Source organism: Lysobacter sp. 1R34A, from assembly GCF_051217035.1.
Taxonomy (GTDB): domain Bacteria; phylum Pseudomonadota; class Gammaproteobacteria; order Xanthomonadales; family Xanthomonadaceae; genus Lysobacter.
Genome location: NZ_JBPKJP010000193.1, coordinates 1 through 2273 on the forward strand (window position 1 = coordinate 1; position 2273 = coordinate 2273).

At 68.6% G+C, this 2273-nt stretch carries 4 protein-coding genes; all 4 read right to left on the minus strand.

Features of this window, described 5'->3' with window-relative positions; genetic code table 11:
* Window positions 1-195, minus strand: a 195-nt coding sequence (locus ACSAMQ_RS20410) for a hypothetical protein (RefSeq protein WP_435397410.1), incomplete at its 3' end; no start/stop codon positions are given.
* Window positions 192-956, minus strand: coding sequence for a type III secretion system inner membrane ring lipoprotein SctJ (gene sctJ / locus ACSAMQ_RS20415; protein WP_435397411.1), 765 nt, complete (start codon window positions 954-956; stop codon window positions 192-194). The genes sctJ and ACSAMQ_RS20410, both read right to left, overlap by 4 nt.
* A 56-nt stretch (window positions 957-1012) precedes the next feature.
* Window positions 1013-1426 (minus strand): hypothetical protein, encoded by a 414-nt coding sequence (locus tag ACSAMQ_RS20420; RefSeq protein WP_435397412.1) that lies wholly within the window; start codon window positions 1424-1426, stop codon window positions 1013-1015.
* Between the two features lie 210 nt (window positions 1427-1636).
* Window positions 1637-1996: a hypothetical protein gene (locus ACSAMQ_RS20425; protein ID WP_435397413.1), complete on the minus strand. Its 360-nt coding sequence runs from the start codon at window positions 1994-1996 to the stop codon at window positions 1637-1639.
* Between the last annotated feature and the right edge of the window lie 277 nt (window positions 1997-2273).

A 2273-nucleotide genomic window follows, 5' to 3' on the forward strand; every position in this document is an offset into this window, starting at 1 on the left:
GCCGAAGCCCTCGGCGGGCTGCGGCGCGAGGAGGGCCGGCGCGTCGGCGGCGAGCCAACGCGCGAGCAGACGGCGTCCCAGCGGACTCTGGCGCGCCGACACGAGCAGTTCGGGATCGATCGTGTCGGTCCCGGCACCGTGCCAGCTCGGATCGACCTCGGTGAGGATCGTCCGCAGCGCCATCGACGCGCTCATCCGTTCCAGACCCCGCTGCGGGCGTTGGACGCCGGCGCGGCGGCCGGGGCCGGCAGGAAGCGCGAGCGCAGGCGGCCGAAGAAGAACGCCACGATCGCCAGCAGCACCAGCACGCCGGCGCCGATGATGACCACGGTCAGGTCGATCGAACCGAGCACCGCCGCAAACGGGCCGCCGGCCTGATGCGCCTTCGGCGGCGCGGTGACGGTGAAGAACTTGACCGTGACCTTGTTGACGTCGTCGAGGCCTTCGACGCTGTCCTTGACGAACACCTTGATGTCGGTCTCGCGGTCGCGCAGGCTCTGGCCCGGCCGCTCGAACACCAGGACCGAAGCCGAGGAGTCCTGCACGTTGCCGCCGAGCGGGTCGCGGTCGGGCAAGGCGATGTGCACGCGCGCCTCGACCACGCCGTCGATGCGCGACAAGGTGCGCGAGAGCTCCTGCGACAGGCCGTACAGATAGCGCGCCTTTTCCTCCAGCGCCGACGAGGCGAAGCCTTCCTTCTTGAACACCTCGCCGAGCGAGCGGTACTGCGCGCGCGGCAAGCCGCGCGAGTTCAGCACCTGCATCGCGTAGGGGATGTCGCCGCGGTTGACCATCACTTCCCAACCGGTCTTGCTCGCCGATGGATCCTTTTCCGCCGGAATACCGGCATCCAGCAGAGCCGCCATCAGTTCGTTGGCCTGTTGCTCGTCGAGCTGGCTGTACAGCGTGGTGCGTGTGCAGCCGACGATCAGCAGGCAAGCCAGCAGGGCTGCCATGACTCGTACCGCGTTGAAGCCTGACGCCCTACCCATGCATTCCCCCGATTTTGGAATTACGACTGCTGACGGAACAATTGCTGGACGCCGTCCGAGGTGCGGTTGGCGACGTTCGAGGTCAATTGCGAGGTGAACATGAACTCGTGACAGCGCATGGTCATCTGGATCATCTCGCCCGGCGTCAGGTCGGCGGAATTGGCCGACATGGTCTTGGACGCCGCGTCGATCTTGTCGGCGCCGCCGTTGAGATTGTCGAGCGCGGCGAGGACCGCACGCGTGCCTTGCGAGGGTTCGCTGGCCGCGGTGGCGCCGGCCTGGGCGGTGCCGCCACCCTGCGCCGCCGGCGAGGCGCCGCGGTCGAACGCCGCCGCGAACTCGCGGACGTCGTAGGCCGAGGCCTGCGGCGATTGCGCCGGCGATGCGGCGGCCGGCTGTGCGGCTTCGGCCGCGACTGAAATGGCTTCGATCATTGCCCTTTCTCCCGAAAGGTGAAGTCCGTTTAAGAAACTGCTCGGATGAATCTACCCATGAATCTACGCGACGCCTGCGCGACGCAGCACCGTGCGGTGCACGGCGATGCCGGGGCGCGCCCGCTCGTCCCGGACCCGCGGCCGCCCGGACCTTGCGATCCGGACGGACGACGGTTCGGAACGGCGGCGGACGTCGCGCCGCCGTCGCGATTACTTCCTGGCCAGCGCGTTCAGCGCTTCGCCGACGCTGTTCTGCGAGGTCGCGGCGCTGTTGGAGACGAACTGCATGCGCAGGCTCTCGGCGGTCAGCGCGACCATGTTCGAGGGCTGGTCGCCGCCGCCGCCGATCGAGCCGGACAGCTCGGTGATGCGCGAGGCCTGGGCGTCGAGGGTCTGGCCCCAGGCGCGCGACAGCGCCTCGTACCAGCTGCCGCCGCTGCCGCCGCCACCGCTGGCCGCGGTCGCGCCGCCGCCGCCATTGCGGGTGCCGTTGTTGTTGTTGTTGGCCGCAGCGATGAAGGTGGTCACCAGGCCACCGGCGTCGGCGCCGGGATTGATCGTGTTGCTCATTGACGTCTCTCCTGCAGGAAGCGGCTCAGGCCGCTGATTAGCGTGGAACTACGGATGGCACTGAAACTGAATGCGGGAACTGCGATCGGCCGGACTCAGGGTGCATGTAGCCGATCTTGGATTTAATCGATGATCCGAATGTGAAACCAGCTAGTGCTAACCCGGGGGTACGGTCCTTACTGACGGTTGCCGGCCGGCCGCGCGGGCGCCTCGGCCACGGCTGAACGGGGCGCCGCCGGCTTTCCGGCCGAGCTGGGCGCTTGCGGCGCCGGCGCGG